Here is a 25,566-nt window from a genome sequence, read left to right as displayed (position 1 = left end):
GAAAACTTGAGTAAACAAGATGAATAATTTTGCAAAACCGTCCACGGCAGGGGCACTATTGTTAAAATAATGAGTTCAGGTCGCTGGTATAGGCTTTAACCGCCTGTTGTGCAGACTGTTTTATCTGGCCGATGATCTGCACCAGCTTATCGCCATAGTTCGGATCGGTGGCATAGCCGGCACGTTGCAACGCATAGGCCGCGTCTTCCGCGCTCTTCGCCTCCAGCACCGGCTTATAGCGCGAGTTTTTGGTCAGCAACGAGATATAGTCGTTCAGCGCATCAAGATAAGAGTCGTAAACCCGGAACAGCTCTTTCGTCTTATATGCCCGGCCATTTTCGAATTCCGTCGTCATCACTTCCGTGACTTTACCTGTCCAGCTATCACTGGCTTTCACGCCAAAAATGTTATGGCTGGGCTTTCCATCGACGGTGGTAATTTCACGCCGTCCCCAGCCCGATTCCAGCGCCGCCTGCGCCATAATCAAATGATGGGGAATACCGCTCTGCAAACTGGCTATCATGGAAGGAATGGAAAGCCTGTCGGTGAATTGAGATGACGTTTGCCGCAGTGGTTGCGCCGCCTGCTGTGCGTCAGCATTATCTCGCTGCTGCTCGCGACGTAAAAACTCGCCAATCAACGCGGGAGGTAACTCACTGACCGCCAATCGTTCCTGATCGAGCGGCATCGCTACTTTACCCACGCTGTCAGCGGGTATATCGTTATGCTGCTGCCCCAATTGTTTGATGATCATCTCGGCCAGTCCCAGTCCTTTAGCCGATAAATCCTGGGCCATCTGCTGGTCGTACATGCTGGTAAAGAGCCGGGTTTGATCGTTATTCAACATGCCGTCCTGCGGCAACGCCGAACGCATGCTTTTCAGCATCATATTGACGAACAGTCCCTCAAACTGGCGGGCCACCTTTTCCAGCGCCGCCGGATCGTTCTGCTTCACCTGGCGGCGCAGACTGTTCACCGCGTTAACGTCATATACCGCAGAAGACTGCTCGGTCGCGTTAATCACGTTCTTCATCAGATTATCTCAACTTCAGCTTTAAGACAGCCGGCGCTGTGCATTGACTGAAGAATCGACATCAGATCCATCGGCGTCGCACCCAAGGCATTCATCGCCTGGACCACCGCGTTCAAATTGGCGCTGGAGTTAACGCGTTGCAATGCTCCGCCAGACTGACGAACGGAGATCTCGGTTTGCTGCGTGACAACAGTCTGCCCTCCGGCAAACGGCGTATCCGGCTGGTTGACCTGCTGCTGTTGATCGACCACTACCGACAGATTTCCCTGGGCCACCGCACAGGAGTCCAGCATCACATTGCGGTTCATTACCACCGAGCCTGTGCGGGAATTGATAATAACTTTGGCATCCAGCTCCCCTACATCCACGTTGATATCCTGAATCTGGGATAAAAAACGCACCTGTTGGTTATTATTCGCGGGGATAGAAACTTCAACCGTACGGGAATCCAGCGCGCGGGCGACACCGGCGATATTTTGTCGGTTAATGGCATCGCTGATACGCTGGGCGACGCTGAAATCTTCCTGTTTAAGATTCAGTACCAAACGATTATGTTCACCGAAAGTAGTAGGAAGTTCACGTTCGATTATCCCGCCGCCGTTAATCCTGCCGCCCGCCAGTTGGTTAATTTTAACCTGGCTGCCACCGGACGACGCGCCAGCGCCGCCAACCAACAGGTTACCCTGAGCTAAAGCATAGACCTGATTATCCACGCCTTTCAGCGGGGTCATTAACAATGTTCCGCCACGCAGACTTTTCGCCGATCCCAGTGAAGAAACCACAACATCAATCCTCTGTCCGGCACGGGCAAAAGGCGGATAATTGGCGGTGACCATTACCGCCGCCACATTTTTCAACTGCATGTTGGTGCCGCTGGGAATAGTAATCCCCAGTTGAGACAGCATGTTGTTCAAGCCCTGGGTGGTGAACGGGGTCTGGGTGGTCTGATCGCCAGTGCCGTCCAACCCGACGACTAATCCATAACCAATCAACGGATTGTCACGCACTCCCTGAATATCAACAAGATCACGCAGCCGCTCGGCGGATGCGGGGAATACTGCCAGTTGGAATACGGCACATAACATCACCATCAGGCTGACGATTCTCATGCTATTCTCCTTAAAATGGCGAAACATTGAGGAAGAAGCGTTGCAGCCACCCCATATTCTGGGCTTCATTGATATAACCATTACCAATATATTCAATTCTGGCATCCGCCACCTGTGTTGAAACCACGGAATTACTACCCGTAATCGTACGCGGGTTCACCACGCCGGAAAAACGAATGTATTCGGTGCCCTGATTAATGGCGATCTGTTTTTCCCCGACTACTTTCAGGTTACCGTTAGCCAGGACTTCTCTAACCGTTACGGTAATCGTGCCATCAAAGGTATTCTGGGCGCTGGCGCCGCCGGAACCATCGAAATCATTGCTGCCGGAAGCCTCCAAATCCACTTTGCCATTCCCCAGCAGCCCCATAAGCGCCGTAGGTAAAGCGGTGAGTCCCGACGAAGCCGAACTCGTTCTGCCGGCATTGGCAGACGAACTTTTGCTCGCGCTGACATCCTCTTGCAGGGTAATCGTCAGGATATCGCCAACATTACGCGGGCGGCTATCCTCAAACAGCGGCTGATAGCCATAATTCATCAGTTGAGCGGACTGGAACAATGAACCATTCGTCGCTACCAGCGATGCCGGAGCGGGATGTGCGCTGGTTTCTCCCTCAACTAATGGCGTGCGCGGCATATACGCACAGCCGCCGACCATAAACGCCATAACCGTTAACAGTAATGCTACCCACCCCTGCTGACGCAGAAAGCCGCAGTTATGACCGCGATAACACAACATGCCTCACCCTTTTATTTATTTATCAGGCTGAATTGCCTGATTGCCCTTTATAGCTGGGACAACCGTTCCAACATGGCGTCTGATGCCGATACCGCCTTGCTGTTAATTTCATAGGCACGCTGCACCTGAATCATATCAACCAGTTCTTCCGCCACATTTACGTTCGACGTTTCCACATAGCCCTGATAAAGCGTACCTGCGCCGTTCTGACCCGGCGTAGACTCCGTCGGTGCGCCGGAACTTTCTGTTTCCTGGTACAGGTTTTCGCCCATACTCTGTAATCCGGTGGGGTTAATGAAAGTCGCCAGCGTCAGTTGCCCGACCTGCGTCGTTGCCGTTTGTCCCTGGGTTGTGACGCTAACCACCCCGTCGCTGGATACCGTCATGGTCAGCGCGGTGTCTGGGATGGTGATGGCCGGCTGAACCGGATAACCGCTGGAGGTGACCAACTGTCCATTGGAATCGAGCTGGAATGAGCCGTCACGGGTATAGGCGGTGGTACCGTCGGTCATCTGGATTTGGAAAAACCCCTGGCCGTTGATCGCAATGTCTTTGCTGTTTTCAGTCTGCTCCAAACTGCCCTGGCTATGTAACCGTTCAGTAGCCACGGTGCGCACCCCGGTACCCAGCTGTAGCCCCGATGGTAACGTGGTCTGCTCCGTTGACTGCGCGCCCGGCTGACGTAAGGTTTGATACAACAGATCTTCAAATACGGCGCGCTGACGTTTAAAACCGTTGGTGCTGACGTTGGCCAGGTTGTTAGAAATAACATCCATGTTCGTTTGCTGGGCATCAAGCCCGGTTTTGGCAATCCAGAGAGAGCGGATCATGTTTTATTCCTCAAACCAATTAGCTAATGGATAACAGTTGATTAGCCCGTCCGGCATTGTCATCCGCATTCGAGATCACCTTCATTTGCATTTCGAAACGCCGGGAGTTGTTGATCATATCCACCAGCGTTTCCACCGTATTGACGTTACTTCCCTCCAGCACGCCGGACATCACTTTTACCGTATCGTCCTGCGGTAAGGCAGCGCCCGCCTGCTGCTCGGCGGTTGCCGCCGCATGGAATAATCCGTCTTCGCCGCGCACCAGTTGATCGTTGGTGGCGCTGATCAGTTTCAATCTTCCCACCGCGCCTATGGTGTTAGGGTCATCCCCGTTGCCCAGCGAGGAGACCGTGCCATCCGCCGCAATGCTGATACTGGCGTCGATCGGCACTTCCAGCGGGCCGCCATCCCCTATTACCGGATACCCTTGAATCTGCATCTGTCCGTCGGCATTCACCTGAATGGCGCCATTGCGGGTATACGCTTCTCCGCCGTCCGGCAATTGCACCGCCAGCCATCCCTGGTCCTGTACGGCAACGTCCAGTGAACGCGATGTATAGTTGAGCGGTCCCTGTGTGGTATCCGCTCCGGGGGTGGAAGCCACCACCAGGGTGCGGGTTGGCAGCGAGAGACCTTCAACGGGTACGGCTCTCATCGCGGCGATCTGAGCACGAAACCCCGGCGTGGATGAATTGGCCAGATTATTGGCGGTAATCGCCTGTAGCTCCAGCGTCTGGCTGGCGGCGCCCATTGCCGTATATATCGCGTGATCCATATGGCCTCTTTAGTTCAATTAACGCAGGTTAACCAACGTGTTCAGGATCGCATCCTGTGCCTTGATGGTTTGGGCGTTGGACTGGTAGTTGCGCTGCGCGACGATCAGGTTTACCAATTCCGCGCTGAGATCGACGTTAGAGCTTTCCAATGCGCCGCTGGTCAGAGCGCCGAAAGTTCCGCTGCCAGCGATACCCAGTATTTCCTGCCCGGCGGCGGCGGTTGCCGACCATAAGTTGGTTCCTTCCGACGACAGGCCGGAAGTATTGGCAAAACTGGCCAACACAATCTGCCCCAGGGTCTGGGTTTTACCGTTGGAATAGGTGCCGGTGATGGTGCCGTCATCGTTGATGGTATAAGAGTTCAATGTGCCTACGGAGTAACCATCCTGCGTCTTACTGCTCACCGTACTGTCACTGTTTTGCTGGGTGGTGCCGGTATAGGAAACGCTGAAACTCGTTGCTTCAGATCCGTTCAGAGACGTCAATGCCACAGAGCCTACGGTAGAGCTTTCCAGCGTACCGCTTGAGGTAAAGGTCAGCGTTCCCAGAGACTGGACATCGGCATTGTCCACGCTGGTGTCGACCGCATAGACATCCCAGGTATTACTATCACTCTTAACGTAATAGAAGGCGATATTGTGGGTATTCCCCAGGCTATCGTAGGTAGTCACGGTGTCGGTATAGCTATAAGTGCTGGAGTCGGAAGCATCGAAAGTCGCAGTGATGGCATCCGCACTGGAATTCAGGTTCGCCACGATGGTGGCGCTGGTGGTGGCCGTAGCCGCCATGCCGCTGGTATCGATACTCAGGTTGATGGGTTCCGCGCCGACGTTGACAGTGCCGTCTGTGGCGGAATAACCGGTCAGGTAGTAGCCGCTGGCGGTATGAATCAGATTGCCCGAAGAGTCCGTGGTAAACGCGCCGTCCCGGGTATAGTAGACGTTGCCGCTGCTATCCATCAGGCGGAAGAAACCATTGCCGGAGATGGCCACATCCGTGCCCACGTTGGTACTTGTTACCGTACCGTCGGAGAAATCCTGCGTCACAGCGGCAACCGTTACCCCGAGACCAACAGCGGAGGCGGCGTACACATCGGCAAACGTCACCGTCGCTGCTTTAAACCCCGTCGTTTCAGAGTTGGCGATATTGTTGCCGATAACGTCCAGATTGTTGGAAGCCGCGCTTAATCCACTGATTGCTTGTGAAAAACCCATTTGGTTCCCCTTGATTAAAATTTTTCTTCTATCGATATGTGCTGTTCTAACGAAAGGAGGTTAGATAATCAGCTTCACATCGTCCAGCGTGGCGGTTCCCGCCAGGCCAAGATTGAGAGTGGAATCATCCGTACTGACGCCATATACCTGCGCATAACTCAACTCCGTTGCCGTCACGCTGCTGCCCGCGGACGAGGTGGCCGAGACCGAGAAAGTGTAAGTTCCCGCATCCACGGTTTCTCCACTATCATTGGTGCCATCCCAGGTATAGGCCAGAACGCCGGCGCTTTGCGAACCTAATTCCACCGTACGAACTGTATTGCCGCTGGAATCAGAGATAGTCACCGTTACGTTACTGGCGTCATCTTCAAGTTCGATGCCGAAAGCCGTGCTGGAGCCATCTTCACCAACCACTATGCTGTCCCCGTCGATCAGCACCCCCCTGCCCACCAGCGAGGCGGCCTGCAACGCTGTGCTGGTATCCAACTGCGTGCTGATAGAGGCAAGGGTGGTATTCAGTTCTTCGATACCGGAAAGCGTACTGATTTGCGCCAACTGGCTGACCATTTCGGAGTTATCCATCGGATCCGTTGGATCCTGATTCTGCAACTGGGCCACCAATAGCGTCAGGAACTGATCGTACAACCCGCTACTGCTGTCCGATGAACTGGTGCTGCTTGTAGTGGCGGTACTGCTATTTGTCGATTCGGTAAGCGAAACGGAGATTGACATAAACGTGCTCCTGTTATTGTCCTAAGGTTAATGTCTTTTGCATCAGGGTCTTGGTGGTATTGAGCACTTCGACATTAGCCTGATAGCTGCGGGATGCAGCAATGGAATTCACCATCTCGGCCGTGACATCGACATTGGGCATACGAACGTAACCGCGCTCGTCCGCCAGCGGATTTCCCGGCTGGTAAACCAGCTTATCCGGGGAGGTATCTTCTATGACGCTGTCCACCTGTACCCCTCCGACTTCCTGACCTGACGGGGCGGCAACCTTGAAGACAACCTGTTTGGCGCGGTAAGGCTGGCCGTCCGGTCCGGTCACGCTGTCGGCATTCGCCAGGTTACTGGCGCTGACGTTCATCCGCTGAGATTGCGCGGTCAACGCCGAGCCCGAAATTTCAAAGATATTCAACAAAGACATAGCTATTTATCCTCTAGCACGGACATCATGCCTTTAATCTGACCGCTTAACACCGTGAGGTCGGTCTGATAACGCAGGCTGTTATCGGCGAAATTGGTTCTTTCCCGATCCATATCCACGGTATTGCCATCCAGAGCAGGCTGGTCTGGAATCCGGTACAGCAGATCCAGGGCGGTATTGGATGTGGTTTGATTTTGAATATGCCGCTCCGAAGTGGTCGCCATCGCCAGCGAACCACCGGCGGCCCTCCCTTTTTCTAAGGCTTTGGTCAATTCACTGGAAAAGTTGATATCGCGAGCCTGGTAGCCCGGCGTATCTGCATTGGCGATGTTTCCAGCCAGAATTTCCTGTCGCTGGGCTCTAAGATTTAACGCCTCCTGCTGGAAGCGAAAATTCTCTTCCAATTTATCAAGCATGCTACCCCCTTCCCCAAGAGCAGAATAAAGTCAGGCTAAAATTTCTGTTATGGGTAGCATAGAGGCAGCAGGGGAAACCCTATCGCCGGAATAAAGAAGAAATGATGAGCTATTTTTGCCATTGGCGGGACGCGCTGGCAGGTAAACTATCTTGAACAGGAAACCTGCGGAGAATGATTAATGCGTTGTGTTGCGCGATATTATACGGCGATATTGTGTCTTACCACACTTAATGCAACAGCCAGCGCAATTGATTTAAGCGAACAGGTTACAGCCTTCGTACGCCAACAGATCGATATTCCCTCGGCAACCGTAAATGTAAAATTAAAAAGCGCCAAAGATAATACCATCGATTGCTCCAATCCACAGTTCTCCCTACCCTTCCGCAAGAAACCGGGCGGCACCGTCAATATAAAAATGGTATGCGGCACGGCCAGATATTATCTGGCTACGGAAATCCAAATTAGCGGGCGCTATCTGGTCGCAGCCAGGAGTATTCCCATTAATCATAAAATTACCGATGTCGATATTAAATGGCGCAAAGGACGAATAGATAAGCTCACCATCGCGCCGATTATGCAAACAGATCAGGTTGTCGGCAGTATCAGCCAACGGGCGATTGGCGCCGGACAGACGATTAGCGATAGAATGCTGCGTCATCCCTGGGCTGTCAGCGCCGGGCAGACGGTGTCAGTGACCATTACCGGCGAAGGTTTTAGCATCACCAATCAAGGGAAAGTGATGAACAACGCCGCTATCAACGGTAAAACCCGCATCAGGATGGATTCAGGACAAATCATCGAAGGGGTGGTTAGCGGCGCGGGAACGGTAATAGTCGGGCAATGAATTATAATTAAAGACGCCGCCGACATGGCCGATACTAGTGCTAAGCAGAAAAATATTGCATGATGACGACAACAGAATAATAGAGAGGGCGTTATGAGCATCAGTGGTGCCAAACCTGTAGCTTCCCCCCAGGCGATTCAAAGCAAAGAAGCCGATACCTTTCAGGCGCAAAAAAGCAAGGCGGCTTCGGTAAGCAGTGGGACAGAAAAAGAAACGCAGGTTATCTTGAGCAATGCGCAGGCTCAACTCATGCAGCCTGGAACACAAGACATTGATTTGGGAAAGGTTGAAAACCTGAAGCAAGCCATTCAGGCGGGTGAGTTGCAGATCGATGTCGGCAAAATTGCCGATAAGTTAATCTCTTTATCTGATGATTTAACTCAAGACTGATACAGGATATGACTATAAATACGGTATTACAGAAAATGTTGACCTTGCTGCAACAGTTGCAGGAAACATTACAGCAGGAAGAACTCGAACTCAGTGCCGGAGTGGTAAATAGCGCGCTGTTGCATCGCGTCACCGAGAATAAAAGCGAACAATTGACCTCACTGCGTCATTTTGATGTTCAACGGCAAAAATTGGAGCAGCAGAGTAACTTGAGCGCCCCTTATTCTGAACAGAGCGAATTACATACGCTGTGGTCAGAGATTCAATTGCTGACGCAAGCGCTGAGTCAAAACAATCGCCGTAACGATCTGCTGCTGCGCCAACATATGAAGTACACAAATGAAGCTCTAGAGTTATTGAAAACCAAAAGTAATAATAACCTGTACGGCCCGGACGGGTATTCATCGCAATTTATTCCCTACCACCAAGGCAATAAGTTTGGTGGTTAATACTTATAATTAACAATCAATTGTGATTTGAGTATGCGTATCGGGGGTTTTATTGGTCCCTTGCCAGGCAGAGAGAACGAAAAGTAAAATTCATGTCCCGCCCAATCTCCGGTAAATGCAAGACTGGTCCCCTTTCCTCCACGTAGCTCCATACAACGAACCGACGTGCATAGCATTACTTTCAATCCTGAAGGTAATGCCTTTCGCGTAAGCTTGTATTGCCAATGCACCGATGTGACTCGCGCACTGCGTGGCAGTTTCTCTGATACGCTGAAAAGAGGAGAAACCGTCGGCCTCCCGCGCTGGCTTAATACCCATTGCTTCCCCTCATCGCTCCAACTGCCGCTTTTTCCCTCTGCCTGAACGGCATCAATCGTAAAAAGAAACGGTAACGCCAATATTCCACGTGTCAGGCGACGACAACGAGCTACATGCCCCAGACGCTTTCGCATAACGACGCACGAGACAGAAATACCTACGGCGCCCTCTGCTACCTGACTCATTTAGCGTTTGCTCCAATGATTGAGGTCATACGGATTTGACGGCTATCGCTGACTTCGTGGTTGGAAAGAACCACCAAATCAGAGAAATTGCGCCGCAAAAAACGAGACAATAGCGGCCGCAGAGCATGGTTAACCAACAGCACCGGCGGCGCATTCAGATCTTTTTGGTGCTGTACCGCTTCCTGAGCCTGCTGCAACAAGCGATCGGCCAGACCTGGCTCCAGACCGCCGCCATTTTGTAATGCCTGCATCAGCATTTTTTCTAACCCGGTACCCAGCCCTATAACATGGATTTCACCGCTGCCGGGGAACCACTGCTGCGTGATCGCTCTACCTAATGCCACCCTGACCGCAACCGTCAGGTCATTTGGATCTTTTTGCACCGCCGCATGCTCGGAAAGGGTTTCAATAATCGTACGCATATCACGAATAGAGACCCGCTCCGTCAATAAGTTCTGCAACACCTTATGGAAGGTGGTCAGCGTGACCACATCGGGAATAAAATCCTCAACCAATTTCGGCATATCTTTGGCTACGCGATCCAACAGTTGCTGAGCCTCTTGGCGGCCAAACAGGTCGCTGGCATAAAGCGTGATCAGATGGTTTAAATGCGTAGCGACTACCGTACTGGATTCAACAACCGTATAGCCTTGCGTTTGCGCTTGTTCTTTCAGCACGCTGTCGATCCAATAAGCCGGCAGTCCGAAAGCCGGATCTTTGGTCACGTCGCCGTCGAGTTTCCCCACCGCATTGCCTGGATTAATGGCCAGCCATTTTCCTGGAAATGCTTCACCATGACCGATTTCAACGCCTTTCATCAGAATCCGGTAACTGGCCGGCTGCAATTCCAGATTATCGCGAATGTGCACCACCGGGGGTAAATAGCCCATTTCCTGGGCAAACTTTTTACGGATGCTGCGAATACGGCCGATTAACTCACCGTTCTGCTGAGCATCTACCATAGGGATAAGCCGATATCCCACTTCCATGCCCAGCACATCCTCCAGTTGGACATCCGACCAGGTGGCTTCAACCAGGGGCTGGCTTTCTTTTTTAGCTTCCGGTGCAACAGCGGCTTTATTCGCATCAATATCTCGCCCCCTTAACAGCCAGACACCAGCTAATAATCCGCCGGCAAACAATAGGAAGACAAGATTCGGCATTCCGGGAACCATGCCGATTAACCCGATAACCGCGGCGCACAACAACATGACTCGGGGATTGTCGAAAAGCTGTGAAACCATTTGCTGCCCGACGTCCTGGTCGGAGCTTACCCTGGTCACAATAACACCAGCCGCGGTGGAAATGACCAGCGCCGGAATCTGAGCAACCAATCCATCGCCAATGGTCAACAGCGTATAGGTTTCCGCTGCGTGACTTAGCGTCATATCATGCTGCAGCATACCGACCAACAGTCCGCCGACGATATTGATCACCATAATCATCAGCCCGGCTATCGCATCACCGCGCACAAACTTACTGGCGCCGTCCATCGACCCGTAAAAATCAGCTTCCTGGGTAACTTCTGACCGGCGCTTTTTCGCTTCAGCTTCACCGATCAATCCGGCGTTAAGATCGGCGTCAATCGCCATCTGTTTACCAGGCATGCCGTCCAGCACAAAGCGCGCGCCTACTTCCGCAATACGCCCGGCTCCTTTGGTAATCACCATAAAGTTGATCAAAACCAGAATAATAAATACCACAATCCCGATAGCGAAGTTACCGCCCACCAAAAAGTGGCCGAAAGCTTCAATCACTTTCCCCGCAGCGGCGCCGCCGGTATGCCCTTCCAGCAACACCACGCGTGTTGACGCGATATTCAACGACAGTCGCAATAACGTAGAGAACAGTAGGATAGTAGGAAAGGCTGAAAAATCCAGCGTACGCTGAGTAAACATCGCGACCAGCAATACCATCACCGACAGCGCAATATTAAAGGTGAACAACAGATCCAGAACAAAAGGCGGCAATGGCAATACCATCATCGACAGAATCAACAGGATCAGTATCGGTCCCGCCAGGATCTGCCATTGGGTATCTTTAAAATTTGTGGGTAAACGAAGCAGTGCGGCCAGATTAGCCATCAGTTATATTCTCTCTAGCAATGTCCAGCTCAGCCGGTACCGGTAAATGTTTAGGTTTCCTCGGGATCAATCCGCCTTCCCGACGCCAGCGTTTAAGTTGATAAACCCATGCCAGCACTTCGGCAACCGCCGCATAAAGCTGTGCCGGTATATTCTGACCAATTTCTGTATGTCGATAAAGCGCCCTAGCCAAAGGCGGCGCTTCCAGAATAGGAATACGATGTTCTTTTGCCAATTCGCGGATACGCAGTGCGATCTCATCGGTGCCTTTGGCTAATAATTTGGGCGCGCTCATTTTTTTATCATCATATTGCAGCGCGACCGCATAGTGCGTCGGGTTGGTTACGATAACATTGGCTTTGGGAACATCCGCCATCATCCTCCGTCTTGCCATTTCCCGCTGTTGCCGACGAATTCGTCCTTTAACATGCGGATCCCCTTCATGCTCTTTATGTTCATCACGTATTTCCTGTTTAGTCATACGCAATTTTTTAGTATGACTCCAGATTTGCCAGAACACATCAAAGGCAACCATGGGAATTAGCCCTATCAGAACGAATAACCCACAAATGAAAACCATTCCCAGGGCATCACCCAGTGCAGCAATGGGAGGTTCGGAGATCAGGTGCAATATCTCTCGCCAATGGCTCCATAAAAACCACCCGGCAATCCCTCCTACCATCAATGATTTCAAGATGCCTTTAAATAACTCGGCCAGAGCCTGAGATGAAAACATACGTTTCAGGCCGCTAAGCGGATTCAGCTTGTTTAAATCAAACTTGAACGATTTTGTCGAAAAGAGCGCCCCTCCTAACAACATTGGCGCCGCTATCGCAACCAGAACAGCGCCGCCCATAAAGGGTAACAGCGCCGAAACCGCTTGCTTAAGCAAAATGTCTAACTGCATAAGCATTTGCTTATCATTGTTTATCAACTCATGTTCAAAACGTAATCCCTGAGCAATCATTGCGGACAGCTTGCGAGCCATTATTTCGCCGCCGAACCACATAATCGAAAGACCGGCAGCCAGTAGCAATACAGAAGTTAACTCTCGGGATCGGGGGATCTGACCTTCTTCGCGAGCCTTTTCTTCGCGATGAGCGGTGGGCGCTTCCGTTTTCTCAAGGTCACTCTCTTCGGCCACGACACTTTCCTGATTTTTAGGATTGAGATAGCAATTTTCTGCCTAGCATGACAAATCACGGCAATTCTGATGGGGAGAAAAAGAGGAGAAACCGACGACTGTTTCGCGGATAGTAATGAATACAACATAAGATGTGGCGGACAGAAGCTCTGACCACCACCCTAAGAAAAAATAACGTATAACTAAAATAGCCGCGGCTTAAAAACCGAGGCTATCCAACAAATCATCCACCTGATCCTGGTTAGACACCACTCCCGCCGCGGTTTTATCCACCTGAGGACCGTTTAACAGACCGTCGTTGGCGCGTTTGGGCGCGGCGGGTTTCTCCGGCATGTTTTCCAGCAGCACCATCAGTAATTGTTTTTCAATTTCCTGAATAACATCCATCATGCGCTTGATGACCTGACCGGTAAGATCCTGGAAGTCCTGGGCCATCATGATTTCCAGCAGTTGCGCGTTGGTAAACGAGGTATGCTGCGGCACGCCCTCGAGATAACTGCGCGTATCGGTGACCAGTTCGCGCGCGTCGGCCAGCTCAATCGGATTTTCAAACCATTGATCCCAGCGGGTCTTCAGCGATTTGGCGTCGGCTTCCAGCTGATTCTGGCGCGGCTGGGCCGCTTCAACGCAGTTTAATGCCCGCTCTGCGGCCTGGGCCGTCATTTGCACGACATAATCAAGGCGATCGCGGGCGTCGGGAATGGCTTCCGCCGCTTCGGCAATCGCGTTGTCCAGCCCCAACTCGCGCAGGCTGTCGCGCAGCATGCGGGTCAATTGACCGATGCGAGAAATAATCTCAGTGGCCGAAGCGCTGTCATTTACGGGCGGCATTGGATGTGACGTCATAAGATCCCCTTACATACCCAGTTTTTCGAAAATCTTACTCAGCTTCTCTTCCAGGGTCGCAGCAGTAAATGGTTTAACCACATAGCCGCTAGCGCCAGCCTGGGCTGCGGCGATAATATTTTCTTTCTTCGCTTCCGCGGTTACCATTAATACCGGCAGCTTGGAGAGCGAGGCGTCCGCGCGAATGGTTTGCAGCAGTTCCAGACCGTCCATATTAGGCATGTTCCAGTCGGAAATGACGAAATCGAAAGCGCCAGCGCGAAGCTTGTTCAGCGCGTCGGCGCCGTCTTCCGCTTCTTCTACGTTATTAAAGCCCAGTTCCTTCAGCAGGTTGCGAACAATGCGGCGCATTGTCGAAAAATCATCCACTACCAGAAACCTGAGTTCTTTGTCGGCCATACCTACTCCTAAAATATTTATTGCTCACCGCGAGCTGCTTATATACGTAATGCCTGTCCGGCAGAGATTTGTGCCAGCATCCGCTGACTGACCTGGTGCAGATCCACCACTTCGTCGACGCCGCCCATGGCGATAGCTTCGCGCGGCATACCGAATACCACGCAGCTGGCTTCATTTTGCGCCAGGGTATAGGAACCGGCCTGATGAAGTTCCAACAAACCGGCGGCTCCGTCGTTTCCCATTCCCGTAAGGATGACCCCTACGGCATTTCGCCCGGCATGCTGCGCAACCGAGCGAAACAATACATCAACCGATGGACGGTGGCGGTTAACCGGCGGGCCGTCATGCAACCGCACCTGATAATTCGCCCCGCTGCGCGCCAGTTCAAGATGCCGGGCGCCGGGAGCGATATAGGCGTGCCCGGGTAAAACACGTTCGCCGTCCTCGGCTTCTTTCACCGTAATCTGACAGAGTTTATTCAGACGTTCGGCAAATGACTTGGTAAATCCCGGCGGCATATGCTGCGTAATCAGCAAGGCGGGGCTGGTGGGCGGCAGCGGTTGCAATACGTGGCGTATCGCCTCCGTTCCCCCCGTCGATGCGCCGATGGCGATCAACTTCTCACTGCTGAGCAACGGCGTATGCTTAATAATCGCCATCGGCTCATGGCTATCGCTGCGCTGTGGCAGCCGCGCCTTGGCGGCCGTGCGGATTTTTTCGGCGATAAGCTCGCTGTAGGCCAGCATGCCTTCGCGGATCCCCAACTGCGGTTTGGTCACGAAATCGATGGCGCCCAGCTCCAGCGCGCGCAGGGTGATTTCAGAACCTTTCCCGGTCAGCGACGACACCATCACCACCGGCATCGGACGCAGGCGCATCAGTTTTTCCAGAAAATCCAGTCCGTCCATGCGCGGCATTTCGACATCCAGCGTTAATACCTGCGGATTGAATTTTTTGATCAAGTCGCGGGCGACTAACGGGTCGGGCGCCGTGGCGACCACTTCCATATCCGGGTGGCTGTTAATGATTTCCGTCATGATCTGGCGCATAAGGGCAGAATCATCGACACACAACACTCTAATTTTGCTCATTATCTTTCCTTAGCCAGTCCATAAACAGTCTGCCCTCGCAGATAGAATTCCCGACTGATCTGACTGAAATTCTCTGAATGACCGGCAAATAACAGCCCGCCCGGTTTAAGCAACGGAACAAATCGGCGCAAGATGCGCTCCTGCGTTTCTTTATCAAAATAAATCATTATGTTACGACAAAAAATGGCGTCGAACGGCGCAGGAACGGGCCACTCGGGCGCCAACAGATTCAACTGCTGGAAATGCACCATGGCGGCAAGCTCCGGGCGAACGCGCACCAGCCCGCTGTGCGGACCGGTGCCGCGCAGGAAGAATCGCTGCATCTGCTGGGGGGAAAGCGAGCGCAACTCCTCCTGCCGATAGACGCCGGCGGTGGCTTTTTCCAGTACCTGGGTATCGATATCGCTGGCCCATACCTGACAGCCGCTTACCCGGTTACCCAAAACCTCGGCCAGCGTCATCGCCAGAGAATAAGGCTCTTCTCCGGTGGATGCCGCGGTGCTCCAGACGGTATAGCCGTTAGGACGCTGGCGGGCGTGTTCGGCCAGTATCGGAAAGTGGTGGGCCTCGCGAAAAAAAGCCGTCAGATTGGTCGTCAGCGCATTAATAAACGCCTGCCACTCCGCGCTGTTGGGGTCGGATTCCAGCAGCGCCAGATACTGGCCGAAATCATTTATCCCCAGCAAACGCAAACGCCGCACCAGGCGGTTGTAAACCATTTCTCTTTTGTGATCGGCCAATACAATACCGGCACGCTGATAAATTAGCTGGCTGATGCGTCGGAAATGGACGTCCGACAGCGGCAACCGGTCTACCATCTGCGTCAGGATAGAGGCAGGTTCGGGGCGATTTGGCGATGGTGTGCTTTTCATATCAAACCGCTCGAATATTTATTTTTGCTAGGCTGTTTTCCAATCTGAACTGTCCCTTACGGCTATGGCAGATTTGTCGTTGTTATCATTTATCAGGTATTCATCCCTTGCTGACGCAAGATTAAACACCGATACGGTATTGGTCAGCATCCCGGCCTGTTCGGCAAGCGAACGCACCGCGGAAGAGGCCTGTTCGACCAACGCCGCATTTTGCTGGGTAACGCCGTCCATCTCCGTGACGGCTTGAGCGACCTGCTCGATGCCCCGGCTCTGCTCATCGGAAGCCGAAGCGATTTCACCCATAATATCGGTAACCTGCGCCACAGAGCGAACAATATCGCTCATGGTGCTTCCCGCGGACTCGACCAAATCGGAGCCCTGGCGGACACGGCTGACAGACTCATCAATCAGCCCTTTGATTTCTTTCGCCGCCTGCGCGCTGCGCTGCGCCAGACTGCGCACCTCGCCGGCGACCACGGCAAACCCCCTTCCCTGTTCGCCGGCTCTGGCGGCTTCCACCGCCGCGTTCAGCGCCAGAATATTGGTCTGGAAGGCAATCCCGTCAATCACGCTGGTGATATCGCTGATTTTTTGTGAACTTAACGCAATATGCTGCATGGTCGTCACCACATCGCCGGTTATTTCGCCGCCTTTCTGCGCGGTAACCGAGGTCTGCCGCGCCAGCTTCGCCGCCTGGTGCGCATTGTCGGCGTTCTGTTTCACTATCGACGTCAGCTGCTCCATACTGGCGGCGGTCTCTTCCAGGGCCGAGGCCTGCTCTTCCGTGCGCGACGACAAATCGTCATTGCCGGCGGCGATCTCCTGCACGCCGTGCAGCATGGCGTCCGTCCCCTGCCTGACGGAATGAACCATACCCGCCAGCGACGCCTGCATTTTTTGCAGGGCGCTAAACATCACGCCTATTTCGTTGCGTCCGAAGTCGGCGATCCTTTCCGCCAGATTACCGCTGGCGATGTGCTCAAAATGCTCACGCATCGTTTCCAATGGCTGCAACAAAGCCTTTTTCAGCCAAATCAACCCGAGCAGGGTGATAAGGAGCGACAGGGTAACCACAATGCCGAACGACCATTTGGAGTCGGAATAAGACTGTCGGCTACTGTCCGCGGCTACCTGCAAATGCCCGTTGATATACTCCACATAGGCTGAAAAATCAGCCTCGAAGTTATCCTGGAAAGACTGCGTCGGCTGATCGAGAAACGGCTGTAGCTGCCCGCTGTCCAAAAACACGATCAATTCAGCCAGGGCGGCCTGCAGCTTCTCATAGCTCGCCTGCACGTTACCCGTCAGCGCCACGCCCTTATCGGTGATTCTGGGCACCGCAAGATACTGTTTAAAATGGACATCGGCCTGGGCCAGATACGCTCTGGCGCTGGTCATCAGCACCGATACCTGCTCCTGCGCCACATTGCGGGCGGCGCGCGTCGCCGCCCGGTTCAAGGTATTGCGCGTCTGCAGCAAGGCGACCCAGCTCATGGTTAATTCATCCCGCTGCTGGCTTCCCACATTCACCTGAGTGAAATTCTGGTAGTCGGTACGGAACCCGTTAAACGAGAAGCTACTGGATACCAGTTGCATAACAAAAAACACCATCAACAACAAAAACACACAGGTAGAAATACGGATCCGTCGAAACATGGAATGTCCTTTAACGTTCTGATTAAGCCAGAAAACTTTTGCCAAACGGTGATGCTGATTTTTTTAAAATGTTTCCCAATTCTCCGTAGACTGGCTTTGTTGCGACTTTTTCTCCGTATTCGCGGATATCGCCGGCAGAGCCGGTTTTTGCCGGCTTGATGCCTGCGTTGCGCGCTGCGTGTCGGCGCCGGCATCCGCAAGGCGGAATACCGCCACCGCCTGGCTGAGAATGCGCACCTGTTCCTCCAACGCCACGGCGGCCGTAGCCGACTCCTCAACCAATGCGGCGTTTTGCTGGGTGACGCTGTCCATCTCGGTGATAGCCTGACCGACCTGGTCGATACCTTTGCTCTGCTCATCGGAGGCGGAAGCGATTTCGCCCATAATGTCCGTCACCCGCGTTACCGCGCTGACGATTTCCTCCATGGTTTCACCCGCGCTTTCGACCAGTACGGAACCTTCATCGACACGATTGACGGAATCTTCAATCAAACCTTTAATTTCTTTTGCCGCCTGGGCGCTGCGCTGCGCCAGACTGCGCACTTCTCCGGCCACAACGGCGAAACCGCGCCCTTGTTCTCCCGCTCTCGCCGCTTCCACCGCCGCATTCAGGGCCAGGATATTGGTCTGAAAAGCGATGCCGTCAATCACGCTGGTGATATCGGCGATTTTTTGCGAACTGCCGGCAATATTGTGCATCGTTTTCACCACGTTATCGACGACCTTGCCGCCTCTCTGCGCCGTCTCCGAGGCGCTCAACGCCAGTTGGCTGGCCTGCCGCGCATTCTCGGCGTTCTGTTTCACCGTCGAGGTCAACTGCTCCATACTGGCGGCCGTTTCTTCCAGCGCGGAAGCCTGCTGTTCGGTGCGCGAGGAGAGATCGCTGTTGCCGGCGCTGATCTCGGTCGCGCCGGTGTAAATGGCGTCGGCGCCTTGCCGCACCGCGCTTACCGTGGTAACCAATTCATGCTGCATTTCCCGGATACTGTCCGCCAGGATGCCCATCTCATTTTTACTGTGGTAATGGACCGTTTTGGTCAGATCGCCCTTGGCAATATGCCTAATATGTTCAACGATATACTGCAGCGGACGCGTGATTAGTTTTTGAATGCCCAGCCAGGCGATAAGCGTTAATGCCGCCACCAGAATAATAATGGTGCCTAATACCCACAGCGAGGAATCATAAGCCTTGTCGTTTTCCGCGATCCCCGTCCGATGTAAACTGTCGCTGTCGATTTGATAGGCGTTATAGGCCTTTTCAAAATTATCCTGGAATCCCTGCGTCGGTTGTTCGACAAATTTTTCAAACTCATTATTGGCAAGAAACTGAACCAGCTCGGAGAGCGCGCCGTGCAGCGCGTTATAATTCTCTTTTACCGCCTGGGCGACCTTGGGATCCTGCTGTGCGGCAAGCGCCGTTTTTTCATAATTGCCAAAGTGGGCGCCGGCGGAATCCAACTGGGTTTTGGCCAAATTGAGCAGTTCATCAAACGCCGCGCCGGCGCCCCGCCCTTCCGCATCCAGCGCCACGCGGATGCCCGCCCGGTTTAAGGTGTTGCGCGTCTGCAGCAAATATGACCATACCGCATCCAATTCCGCTTTCTTCTGGTTGATAACCTGAGTCGAGCTGAAAATGCCTTTATCATTTTTTAAAGAGCTAAAAAACAAGCCTGCCGAAATAAGCTGAAGTGTGCCGAATAATACCAATATCAGTATCAAACTTGTAACAACCTTCATACGACTGAACATATCATATCCTTTGAGTTGATCGACTACCGGTGACAGCGCTAGTATCGGCATTACTTCAAATATCTTTATGATTTCTCAAATTGAAGGGCAATATAAGAAAGAGAGGAGCGGACCATCCGGCTGGCCCGCCAATCAGCATAAATCAGACTTTCGCCACGCTGTCGACCAGCGCCATTTCTTCGCTGCTGAGCAGTTTTTCAATATCCACCAGAATCAGCATCCTTTCCCCCAGCGAACCCAGGCCGGTGAGATATTCGGTTGACAGCGTAACGGCGAATTCCGGCGCAGGGCGAATCTGGTCGGCGGTTAAAGACAGCACATCGGACACGCCGTCGACGACAATCCCGACCACCCGCTGCCCGAGATTCAGCACGATAACGACGGTATTATCGTCATAATCCACTTCCTGCTGCGCAAATTTGATGCGTAAATCCACGATCGGGACAATCACGCCGCGCAGGTTGGTTACGCCTTTAATAAATGCAGGCGTATTGGCAATGCGGGTTACCTGATCATAACCGCGAATTTCCTGCACCTTTAAAATATCGACACCGTACTCTTCATCACCCAGCGTAAAAATCAAGAACTCCTGTCCTACGGTTTCACCGGTCAATTTGGTGACGTTTGCAAGTCCAGTCATGTTTTCCACCCTTTAATCACCTATCTGTTTTATTATTAAGCAGCGGTTTCAACCACACGCTTTTCACGATTAAGCGCCTGCAACGCTGAAACATCCACAATCAGCGCAACGCTGCCGTCACCCAGGATAGTAGCGGCTGAAACGCCTGGCACCTTGCGATAATTACTTTCCAAATTCTTCACCACTACCTGGTGCTGCCCGATTAATTGATCCACCAGCAGCGCATAGCGGCGCCCGGCGCTTTGCAATATCACCACAATACCCTGGGTCGGATCGGTTTTCGCGCCATCCACATCAAAAATATGGAACAACTCAACCAACGGCAGATACTCGCCGCGTACTTGCAAAACCCGCTCTCCGCCGGCCAGCGGATACAAGTCTTCGGCCTGCGGCTGCAGTGATTCCATAACGGCGTTAAGCGGCAGGATAAAGACTTCGTTATTGACCTTGACGGACATGCCGTCAAGAATTGCCAGCGTCAACGGCAGCAGAATACGGATGGTCGTTCCCTTGCCGGCCTGGAAATGGATTTCGACGTGCCCGCCCATTTCCTGAATGTTACGTTTCACCACATCCATGCCGACGCCGCGGCCGGAAACATCGGTGACTTTCTCCGCGGTGGAAAAGCCGGGGGCGAAGATCAACATGCCGACTTCTTCATCAGAGATGTTGTCGCTTACCGCCAGCCCTTGCGCAAGAGCCTTCGCCAGAATCCTTTCGCGATTCAGGCCGGCGCCGTCATCTATCACTTCAATGCAGATATTTCCGCCCTGATGCTCGGCGGACAGCGTCAAATTGCCGACCTGCGGTTTACCCGCCGCAATGCGCTTCTCCGGGGATTCAATGCCGTGATCGAGGCTATTGCGCACCAGGTGGGTAAGCGGATCGATAATACGTTCTATCAGGCTCTTATCCAGCTCGGTGGAGCTGCCGCGCAGGGTCAGTTCTACCTGTTTATCCAACTTGGCGGCCAGGTCGCGGACCAGACGGGGGAAGCGGCTGAATACGTATTCCATCGGCATCATACGAATTGACATTACCGACTCTTGCAAATCGCGGGCATTACGCTCCAGTTGTCCCATGCTATTCAGCAAGTCGCCGTGGGCGACGGGATCAAGCTCGCTCGAACGCTGCGCCAGCATCGATTGGGTAATAACCAGTTCGCCGACCAGGTTGATAAGTTGGTCGACTTTCTCTACCGCCACGCGAATACTGGTATCGCCGGTTTTGTTGCGGTGCTTGGAGGCATCGGGAACAATATGCGGTTTGGCCGCGGCCGGTGCGGCGACAGCCTGAAGCGCCGGAGCGGCAGGCGCCGCCGGTTTTTCCGGCTCGGGCTGGCTTTCAGCGGCCGCGCTTTCCGGCTGGGCCGCTGCCGCTACCGGGTGAAAGTGGATTTGCTCCGGCTCCAGCACAAAACACAACACCGCGCTGATATCATCTTCGCTTTCGGCAGTCACCAAAGTCACTTCGACGCTGTTATCAGTCTGATAAGGGTCTTTCACCGTGCCCAGATTGCCGAGCTCCTCCAGCATTTGGGGAATTTCCTGCGGCTTAAGTCCGGTAAGCTCAATACGCAGTTCACCCTGACCGGCCGACGCCGGCGCTGCGGAGGCCGGGCCGTTATTATCCTGCTCCGGCGCGGTTGAAGACGGGGCGTCGGTCTGAGACTCCAAAGCCAGTTGGCGCAGAGCCTGACAGATATACTCAAAGCTCTCGGCATTGGGCTCCTGCGCGGTTTTATAAGCGTCCAACTGATCCTGCATAATGTCTTTTGTTTCCAAAAACAGGTTGATGATATCGGTGCTAAGACGCATTTCGCCGCGCCGGGCACCATCGAGTAAGTTTTCTAAAAGGTGAGTGGTTTCCTGCAACACGGTAAAACCAAAGGTTCCGGCCCCGCCTTTTATTGAGTGAGCGGCCCGGAAAATGGCATTCAATTGCTCAGTATCAGGTGCCAGGGGATCCAGCAACAGCAAGTGCTGTTCCATATCCGCCAATAATTCGTCTGCTTCATCAAAGAATGTTTGATAGAAAGCGCTCATGTCCATGCTCACGTGGTCACCTCTGCTGTGAATCGCGGCTTATTGAGAAAGGGGCGCCTGACTGTCCGGCGCAGCAGGCAACGACGTCGTCGGCTGCTGGCGCTCTGGAGCAGGAACTCCATTAACGGGTTGCGGCGGAGTTTCACCACTTCCATCCATATTATTATTACTATTGTCGGCAGGCGGAGTGGTAGGTTTAGGATTTTCCAACTCCATATTTTGTAAATTTTCAGCTTTGTCTACATTTAGCGCATCGCTTTCGGCGTTTTCATGTTCAATATCCCTCTGCGCCTGTCTATTCAACACCAGCAGGCTGATACGGCGATTTATCGCATCATTGGCGTCCACCGCCTGTTTCAGGCTCATGGTCGACGCCATACCGACCACGCGCAGCACCTTACCATCGGCCAGCCCGCCGATAAGCAGCTCGCGGCGGGAAGCATTGGCGCGATCGGCGGATAATTCCCAGTTGCTGTAACCCCTGTCGCCGCTGGCGTACGGCACGTCGTCGGTGTGGCCCGAGATACTCAGCTTATTGGGGATATCGTTCAAAATAGGCGCTATCGCCCGCAGGATGTCGCGCATATAGGGCTCTACCTGCGCGCTGCCGGTTTTAAACATCGGGCGATTCTGGCTGTCGATAATCTGTATCCGCAGCCCCTCATCCACCATCTCGATCAACAAATGCGGGCGCAGGGCGCGCAGCCGCGGATCGGACTCAATAAGCTGGTCCAATCTTTCCCGCAGCCTATTCAAACGGATTTCGTCTAATCGCCCCTCCAACGTATCCATTTTAATGGTCTTTTTAACCTCGCCGTCCTGCTGGGTGAAGTCATCCCCGCCGCCGGGGATCGGGCTCTCGCTTTCGCTGGATTTACTACCGCCGCTTAGGGCTATTTTTAACGGCATGCGGAAATACTCGGCAATCTGGGCCAGCTGCATCGGTGTGGAAATGGCAATCAGCCACATCACCAAAAACAGCGCCATCATCGCCGTCATAAAGTCGGCATAGGCAATTTTCCAGGAGCCGCCGTGGTGGCCGGCATGCCCGGATTTGCGCTTTTTACGAATAATGGGGTGCTGATGTTTCATGCGTCATTTTCCGCTGCCTGCTGAGCGGGAGCCTTCACCCGGCGGATATGCTCTTCCAGCTCAATAAAGGAAGGCCTTTCCGTTGAGTACAATGTCTTACGACCGAACTCTACGGCGATTTGCGGCGCATAACCGTTAAGGCTGGAAAGCAATGTAACCTTAACACATTGTAAAACCTTTATTTTTTCTGAATTTTTCTGACGAAGCAAGGTTGCCAACGGCGACACAAAACCATAAGCCAACAAAATCCCCAGGAAAGTCCCCACCATGGCGTGGGCAATCATCATTCCCAACTCCGCCGCGGGACGGTCGACATAAGCCAGAGAGTGAACCACTCCCATTACCGCCGCCACGATACCGAACGCCGGCAAGGCATCGCCGACCATGGCGAGGCTATTAGCCGGCACATCGCTTTCGTGTTCAACCGTCTCGATCTCTTCATCCATCAGCGTTTCAATTTCAAACGCATTCATATTGCCACTCACCATCAGCCGCAGATAATCGGTAATAAATTCAACGATATTGCTGTCGGCCAAAATACGCGGGTAGCTTGAAAAAATTTCACTTTCGCGGGGATTATCAATATCAAACTCAAGGGAGAGCATGCCCTGCTGACGGGACTTGGCCATCAGCCGGAAAAGCAGCGCCATAAGATCCATATACAATGCCTTATTGTATTTCGATCCTTTAATCAGCAGAGGCAACGCCCGCCCGGTGGCTTTTATCGCTTTACCATTGTTCCCTACGATAAAAGCTCCCAGGGCGGCCCCGGCGATAATCAATACCTCCGCGGGTTGATAAAGCGCGCCCAGGGCCCCACCGACCATGAGATAACCGCCAAGTATCGACCCCACAGTTACCAGATAACCCAATATAACCAGCACAAGAATTCCTTATATGAAAAGGTGGGCGGAAAGTGAGATAAAACGCAGGTATGAAGCCAGGAATTACTTGAGGAGAAATCTATCACTGTCCTCAATAACAAACAGTGATAGATTCACAAATCGCTACCAAGCTCAGACTGCGTGTTTTACCTGTTCATCCAGCAGTTGAGGTATAATATCGGCAAGATTTTGCGAAAGTTTACGTCTTTTTACCGCCCTGGATGGGGGCTGACACAAGCTGCAGACAAAACTGTTTTTTGGCTGATGAGCATGGGTGATAAACATACCGTTGCAGCAATGACACGCTGAAAGTTGCAGCATGCCGCTGTCGACAAATCGAACCAGCGTCCATGCGCGAGTCAGCGCCAGTAATGGCGTATCATTTTTCGGTGAACACTGTTCCAGATAAAGGCGATAGGCTTTGATTACCGCTTCAACGCCGCTGCATTGCCCGTGTTTCAGCAAGAAACTATAGGCGTTATAGAACATGGATGAATGAATATTCTGTTCCCAGGTCATAAACCAATCCGTTGAAAAAGGCAGCATTCCCTTTGGCGGCGGACTTCCTCTAAGTTCTTTATATAACTTAATTAAGCGTCCGCGGCTCAGTTGCGTTTCACTTTCCAGCATCTGCAAGCGGGCGCCCAGAGAAATAAGCTCCATTGCCAGTTGGATATCTTTCGCTTCCTTAACAATACTTTTCTCCGCCATTACTATGCCCTTTTCTTAGGCAGATTCTCTTCTTTCGAAGTTGACTGTTGTAATAGATGGCTCGACAACAAAATACCGGTATGGATTTGCTGTAAATCATCCACACGCGATTCTTGCGTCAAGAGTTTGATGGTATTGTGATCGTTAAAACGGAAATGACATATCAGTTGGTTGGTTTCAGCTAATTTAACCATCTGCGGCAAAGTCAGCTGCATCAGCATATCCGCCATTGTCTCATCAATACCCAGACGAAACATTGCAGAGGCTTTTTCGTCATTAATTAAACGTTGTGCCAGTAACAAATAAGACAGATTAATGTCATAAATGTGCTTGAGTAATTCAGAGGTACCCATATTTCCCATCCCGATAGGCTATGTTTAAAACATAAGTTAGGTGATAGACCATATCGCCCGGTTCAAAAATCACGATCCATTGATGGCATAAAAAACTATCAGTGCCAGATCCTAGCTGCTATTTTTTATCGCTTAATGCAGGACAGTGAGTACTTCCGCCAACTTCCATCATGATGCATCCATTGCGCATCGCATCCCTTCGTTCCCAGCGCTTTAGACCCCTTCAAGGTCCATCACAGCCAAATCATAGGATTATTCCTAAAACAGCGCAACTGTACCGCCTAATCCGTAGCACATACAACGCGAGCGAAGAATGATTTTAGTAATTATGTGACATAGATCACAAAATTGGAAGAGCTATGAGTGATTTTCGATCAGCAGGTGTTCTTAATTACTCATTTTTCGCACAAAAAACCGTATCAAACGTTACAAAATAACATTCCGTAGGCGCAGACAAAATAATTTCACTGCTATCTAAATGATAGATAAACGAAAACAAGGGTTATCTTGGCATAGCAAATTTACATTAAGATGTTTATTTATAT

Annotated in this window: 27 protein-coding genes; 3 read left to right on the top strand and 24 right to left on the bottom strand. The window is 52.4% G+C overall.

What is annotated here, in order from left to right; genetic code table 11:
• Window positions 1-61: 61 nt before the first annotated feature.
• From flgJ to flgB, 9 genes are all read right to left on the bottom strand, one after another.
• Window positions 62-1,033, bottom strand: a complete 972-nt coding sequence (gene flgJ, locus MFP24_RS21115; protein ID WP_249232671.1) for a flagellar assembly peptidoglycan hydrolase FlgJ — start codon at window positions 1,031-1,033, stop codon at window positions 62-64.
• Window positions 1,033-2,142, bottom strand: coding sequence for a flagellar basal body P-ring protein FlgI (locus MFP24_RS21110; protein ID WP_249232672.1), 1,110 nt, complete (start codon window positions 2,140-2,142; stop codon window positions 1,033-1,035). The genes flgJ and MFP24_RS21110 overlap by 1 nt, the downstream gene beginning before the upstream one ends.
• Before the next feature lie 10 nt (window positions 2,143-2,152).
• Entirely contained in the window at window positions 2,153-2,809 is a 657-nt protein-coding gene (locus MFP24_RS21105; protein ID WP_249232907.1) for a flagellar basal body L-ring protein FlgH, read from the bottom strand.
• Window positions 2,810-2,928: 119 nt separating this feature from the next.
• Complete coding sequence (gene flgG / locus MFP24_RS21100) at window positions 2,929-3,711, bottom strand: flagellar basal-body rod protein FlgG (protein WP_249232673.1); 783 nt, start codon at window positions 3,709-3,711, stop codon at window positions 2,929-2,931.
• 19 nt (window positions 3,712-3,730) lie between these two features.
• Window positions 3,731-4,486 carry a flagellar basal body rod protein FlgF gene (locus tag MFP24_RS21095; protein ID WP_249232674.1) on the bottom strand — a complete coding sequence of 252 codons (756 nt, stop codon included), beginning with the start codon at window positions 4,484-4,486 and terminating at the stop codon, window positions 3,731-3,733.
• Window positions 4,487-4,504: 18 nt separating this feature from the next.
• Window positions 4,505-5,701 (bottom strand): flagellar hook protein FlgE, encoded by a 1,197-nt coding sequence (flgE, locus tag MFP24_RS21090; protein WP_249232675.1) that lies wholly within the window; start codon window positions 5,699-5,701, stop codon window positions 4,505-4,507.
• A gap of 60 nt (window positions 5,702-5,761) precedes the next feature.
• Window positions 5,762-6,433 carry a flagellar hook assembly protein FlgD gene (gene flgD, locus MFP24_RS21085; RefSeq protein ID WP_249232676.1) on the bottom strand — a complete coding sequence of 224 codons (672 nt, stop codon included), beginning with the start codon at window positions 6,431-6,433 and terminating at the stop codon, window positions 5,762-5,764.
• A gap of 13 nt (window positions 6,434-6,446) precedes the next feature.
• The gene (gene flgC, locus MFP24_RS21080; protein WP_208230588.1) at window positions 6,447-6,851 is read right to left on the bottom strand and encodes a flagellar basal body rod protein FlgC; all 405 of its coding nucleotides are present in this window, start codon (window positions 6,849-6,851) and stop codon (window positions 6,447-6,449) included.
• Window positions 6,852-6,853: 2 nt separating this feature from the next.
• Window positions 6,854-7,267, bottom strand: coding sequence for a flagellar basal body rod protein FlgB (gene flgB, locus MFP24_RS21075; RefSeq protein WP_249232677.1), 414 nt, complete (start codon window positions 7,265-7,267; stop codon window positions 6,854-6,856).
• A gap of 180 nt (window positions 7,268-7,447) precedes the next feature.
• On the opposite strand from flgB, the gene flgA reads away from it, so the two are divergent.
• The 3 genes from flgA to MFP24_RS21060 all read left to right on the top strand — a co-directional run bounded on the left by flgA (window position 7,448) and on the right by MFP24_RS21060 (window position 8,952).
• Window positions 7,448-8,113 carry a flagellar basal body P-ring formation chaperone FlgA gene (gene flgA, locus MFP24_RS21070; RefSeq protein ID WP_249232678.1) on the top strand — a complete coding sequence of 222 codons (666 nt, stop codon included), beginning with the start codon at window positions 7,448-7,450 and terminating at the stop codon, window positions 8,111-8,113.
• A gap of 93 nt (window positions 8,114-8,206) precedes the next feature.
• A complete protein-coding gene (gene flgM / locus MFP24_RS21065) occupies window positions 8,207-8,503 on the top strand; it encodes a flagellar biosynthesis anti-sigma factor FlgM (RefSeq protein ID WP_249232679.1) in 297 nt (98 codons plus the stop codon).
• 8 nt (window positions 8,504-8,511) lie between these two features.
• The gene (locus tag MFP24_RS21060; RefSeq protein ID WP_263458564.1) at window positions 8,512-8,952 is read left to right on the top strand and encodes a flagella synthesis protein FlgN; all 441 of its coding nucleotides are present in this window, start codon (window positions 8,512-8,514) and stop codon (window positions 8,950-8,952) included.
• Here MFP24_RS21060 and MFP24_RS24290 read toward each other — a convergent pair.
• The 15 genes from MFP24_RS24290 to flhD form a co-directional block, all read right to left on the bottom strand.
• Window positions 8,949-9,404 carry a flagellar protein FlhE gene (locus MFP24_RS24290; RefSeq protein WP_369075417.1) on the bottom strand — a complete coding sequence of 152 codons (456 nt, stop codon included), beginning with the start codon at window positions 9,402-9,404 and terminating at the stop codon, window positions 8,949-8,951. The genes MFP24_RS21060 and MFP24_RS24290 overlap by 4 nt on opposite strands.
• Window positions 9,405-9,451: 47 nt before the next feature.
• Window positions 9,452-11,539 carry a flagellar biosynthesis protein FlhA gene (gene flhA / locus MFP24_RS21055; RefSeq protein WP_249232681.1) on the bottom strand — a complete coding sequence of 696 codons (2,088 nt, stop codon included), beginning with the start codon at window positions 11,537-11,539 and terminating at the stop codon, window positions 9,452-9,454.
• Window positions 11,532-12,683 carry a flagellar biosynthesis protein FlhB gene (gene flhB, locus MFP24_RS21050; RefSeq protein WP_249232682.1) on the bottom strand — a complete coding sequence of 384 codons (1,152 nt, stop codon included), beginning with the start codon at window positions 12,681-12,683 and terminating at the stop codon, window positions 11,532-11,534. The genes flhA and flhB overlap by 8 nt, the downstream gene beginning before the upstream one ends.
• Window positions 12,684-12,881: 198 nt before the next feature.
• The gene (gene cheZ, locus MFP24_RS21045) at window positions 12,882-13,529 is read right to left on the bottom strand and encodes a protein phosphatase CheZ (protein ID WP_249232683.1); all 648 of its coding nucleotides are present in this window, start codon (window positions 13,527-13,529) and stop codon (window positions 12,882-12,884) included.
• A 9-nt stretch (window positions 13,530-13,538) separates the two neighbouring features.
• The gene (cheY, locus tag MFP24_RS21040) at window positions 13,539-13,928 is read right to left on the bottom strand and encodes a chemotaxis response regulator CheY (protein WP_249232684.1); all 390 of its coding nucleotides are present in this window, start codon (window positions 13,926-13,928) and stop codon (window positions 13,539-13,541) included.
• A gap of 38 nt (window positions 13,929-13,966) precedes the next feature.
• A complete protein-coding gene (locus MFP24_RS21035; protein ID WP_136165916.1) occupies window positions 13,967-15,019 on the bottom strand; it encodes a protein-glutamate methylesterase/protein-glutamine glutaminase in 1,053 nt (350 codons plus the stop codon).
• Window positions 15,019-15,891, bottom strand: a complete 873-nt coding sequence (gene cheR, locus MFP24_RS21030) for a protein-glutamate O-methyltransferase CheR (RefSeq protein ID WP_249232685.1) — start codon at window positions 15,889-15,891, stop codon at window positions 15,019-15,021. Before cheR ends, MFP24_RS21035 begins: the two co-directional genes overlap by 1 nt.
• A 27-nt stretch (window positions 15,892-15,918) precedes the next feature.
• The gene (locus MFP24_RS21025; protein WP_249232686.1) at window positions 15,919-17,547 is read right to left on the bottom strand and encodes a methyl-accepting chemotaxis protein; all 1,629 of its coding nucleotides are present in this window, start codon (window positions 17,545-17,547) and stop codon (window positions 15,919-15,921) included.
• A 63-nt stretch (window positions 17,548-17,610) separates the two neighbouring features.
• On the bottom strand, window positions 17,611-19,296 hold the full coding sequence (locus MFP24_RS21020; RefSeq protein ID WP_249232687.1) for a methyl-accepting chemotaxis protein: 1,686 nt from the start codon (window positions 19,294-19,296) through the stop codon (window positions 17,611-17,613).
• Between the two features lie 142 nt (window positions 19,297-19,438).
• Window positions 19,439-19,936, bottom strand: a complete 498-nt coding sequence (gene cheW / locus MFP24_RS21015; protein WP_136165920.1) for a chemotaxis protein CheW — start codon at window positions 19,934-19,936, stop codon at window positions 19,439-19,441.
• Between the two features lie 35 nt (window positions 19,937-19,971).
• Window positions 19,972-21,981, bottom strand: a complete 2,010-nt coding sequence (cheA, locus tag MFP24_RS21010) for a chemotaxis protein CheA (RefSeq protein ID WP_249232688.1) — start codon at window positions 21,979-21,981, stop codon at window positions 19,972-19,974.
• A gap of 39 nt (window positions 21,982-22,020) precedes the next feature.
• The gene (gene motB / locus MFP24_RS21005; RefSeq protein WP_249232689.1) at window positions 22,021-23,073 is read right to left on the bottom strand and encodes a flagellar motor protein MotB; all 1,053 of its coding nucleotides are present in this window, start codon (window positions 23,071-23,073) and stop codon (window positions 22,021-22,023) included.
• Window positions 23,070-23,957: a flagellar motor stator protein MotA gene (motA, locus tag MFP24_RS21000; RefSeq protein WP_009113355.1), complete on the bottom strand. Its 888-nt coding sequence runs from the start codon at window positions 23,955-23,957 to the stop codon at window positions 23,070-23,072. The genes motB and motA overlap by 4 nt, the downstream gene beginning before the upstream one ends.
• A gap of 132 nt (window positions 23,958-24,089) precedes the next feature.
• Window positions 24,090-24,668, bottom strand: coding sequence for a flagellar transcriptional regulator FlhC (gene flhC / locus MFP24_RS20995; protein ID WP_249232690.1), 579 nt, complete (start codon window positions 24,666-24,668; stop codon window positions 24,090-24,092).
• 2 nt (window positions 24,669-24,670) lie between these two features.
• Window positions 24,671-25,021 carry a flagellar transcriptional regulator FlhD gene (gene flhD / locus MFP24_RS20990; RefSeq protein WP_136165923.1) on the bottom strand — a complete coding sequence of 117 codons (351 nt, stop codon included), beginning with the start codon at window positions 25,019-25,021 and terminating at the stop codon, window positions 24,671-24,673.
• Window positions 25,022-25,566 lie beyond the last annotated feature (545 nt).

The sequence above is a fragment of the Brenneria tiliae genome, from assembly GCF_023347575.1.
In the GTDB taxonomy this organism is placed as follows: domain Bacteria; phylum Pseudomonadota; class Gammaproteobacteria; order Enterobacterales; family Enterobacteriaceae; genus Brenneria; species Brenneria corticis.
The sequence above is the reverse complement of the archived record's forward strand: the minus strand, read 5'-3'. Positions and strand labels throughout refer to the sequence as shown.